Raw genomic sequence first — 1992 nt, 5'->3', positions numbered from 1 at the left:
CGATACCAACAACCAGTTGTCGCTGGCGATCGGGCGGCGCGGACAGAACGTGCGCCTCGCATCGCAACTCACCGGGTGGGATATCGACATTCTGACCGAACAGGAGGAATCGGAGCGGCGCCAGGCCGACTTCGAGAATGCCACCCGCATGTTCATGGAGGCGCTGAACGTCGACGAGGTCGTCGGGCAGCTTCTGGCGTCGGAAGGATTTACCTCGGTTGAGGAGCTGACGCTGGTCGACCCACGGGAACTCGCCGTCATCGAGGGATTCGACGACGACACCGCAGGCGAGCTGCAGAGCCGCGCCCGCGAATATCTGGAGCAGCTCGAGGCCGAACTGGAAAACAGGCGCAAGGAGCTCGGCGTGGACGACGCATTGAAGACGGTGCCCGGCGTGACATCGAAGATGCTGGTGAAACTCGGCGAGAATGACGTGAAGAGCGTCGAGGATCTGGCCGGCTGCGCCACCGACGATCTGGTCGGATGGACCGAACGCAAGGACGGCGAGGCGGTCAAGCATGCGGGCTATTTCGACGGCATCGAGCTTTCGCGCGAGGACGCCGAGAGCATGATCATGCAGGCGCGCCTGATGGCCGGCTGGATCACCGAGGCAGACCTTGCGAAACCGACTGAGGCCGAAGCCGCCGAAGATCAACCGGCCTAATCAGAGGTCCGGTTTTGCCGCCCAAGACCAAAAGGAGAACGCTCCGGACATGCTCGCCGTCGCCGACCTTGCAGATCTTGACCACGGACCGCGGGCCAACAGGCTCGCGACGACGCGCATGTGCGCGGTCACCCGTCAGGTGCGCCCGATCGGCGAATTGATCCGGTTCGTGGTGGCGCCCTCGGGCGAGGTCGTCGCGGATCTGAAACGGAAGCTTCCGGGCCGGGGCCTCTGGATTTCGGCGTCTCATGCCGCGGTTGCGGAAGCGGTCCGCCGTCACCAGTTTAGCCGGGGCTTCAAACGGGACGCCCGCGCCTCGGCGTCCCTGGCCGACGAGACCGGGAAAGCGCTGGTGCGCAGCGCCATCGAGGCGCTGGCGATGGTCGCCAAGGCCGGTCAGGTCATCGCCGGATTTGCCAAGGTGGAGGAGGCGTTGCTTCGGCGCCGGGCGGTGGCCCTGCTCCACGCCGCGGACGGCGCGGCCGATGGAATCCGCAAATTGGACGCCATCGTTAAAAAAATGGCCGAGGATTCGGACGAAATCCGAGAAATTCCGGTCATAATGGAGCTTACGTCCGAAGAATTGGATTTGGCACTGGCCCGGGCAAATGTGATACATGCTGCCCTGCTCGCGGGCTCGGCGAGCAGGACATTCCTGTCGCGCATCCAGACCCTGGTCCGATACCGGGATGGCGGGCGGCGGCAAAGATAGCTGAACACGGCATCGATTCTAACGACGACCTGTGCGATCGCGCATAGCGCAACAAGATTGGGACTGCTGAATGGTTGATACGAAAAATCCTGGCGACAAGACTCTGAGCGTCAGCCCGAGCAAGACCTTGACGCTCAAGCCGCGCGTCGAGCAGGGCACGGTGCGCCAGAGTTTCAGCCACGGCCGTACCAAGCAAGTGGTGGTCGAGAAACGCGGCAAGCGCCGGCTCGGCGGCGACGCGTCGCCGGCAGAACCCGCGGGGGCGGCGGAACCGGCCTCCCCCAGGACATCCATCGCCAAGGCCCCGCCGGCGCGCACGGCGCCGCCGGCCGCTCCCCGCGCGAGTTCAGGCGTGGTGCTGCGGACCTTGACCGAGGACGAGCGCAGCGCCCGCGCCAGCGCACTGGCGGAGGCCAAGGTCCGCGCCGAGGAAGAGCGGCGCCTTGCGGAAGCCGAAGCTGCGCGCCGCAACAGCAAGGAAGGCATCGAGCAGGCCGAGCGCGAGGCCGCCGAGGCACGCCGCAAGGCCGAGGAAGAGCGTCACCGTCAGGAAGAGGAAGCCAAGCGCAAGGCCGAGCTTGAAGCCAAACGCCGCTTCGGCGAAACCGAGACCAAG

General features: G+C 65.6%; 3 protein-coding genes. All 3 read left to right on the top strand.

The features are described 5' to 3' along the window. A partial coding sequence (locus BGO16_RS06405; RefSeq protein WP_292617760.1) for a helix-hairpin-helix domain-containing protein occupies positions 1 to 664 on the top strand: 664 nt, incomplete at its 5' end. A 49-nt stretch (positions 665 to 713) separates the two neighbouring features. Then, positions 714 to 1376, top strand: a complete 663-nt coding sequence (locus BGO16_RS06400; RefSeq protein ID WP_292617759.1) for an RNA-binding protein — start codon at positions 714 to 716, stop codon at positions 1374 to 1376. Positions 1377 to 1446: 70 nt separating this feature from the next. After that, positions 1447 to 1992 (top strand): translation initiation factor IF-2 associated domain-containing protein (locus tag BGO16_RS06395; protein WP_292617758.1); only part of this gene is annotated, 546 nt, incomplete at its 3' end.

It is taken from the genome of Nitrobacter sp. 62-23, from assembly GCF_001897285.1.
Lineage (GTDB): Bacteria > Pseudomonadota > Alphaproteobacteria > Rhizobiales > Xanthobacteraceae > Nitrobacter.
This window is presented reverse-complemented; position numbering and strand designations above follow the sequence as displayed.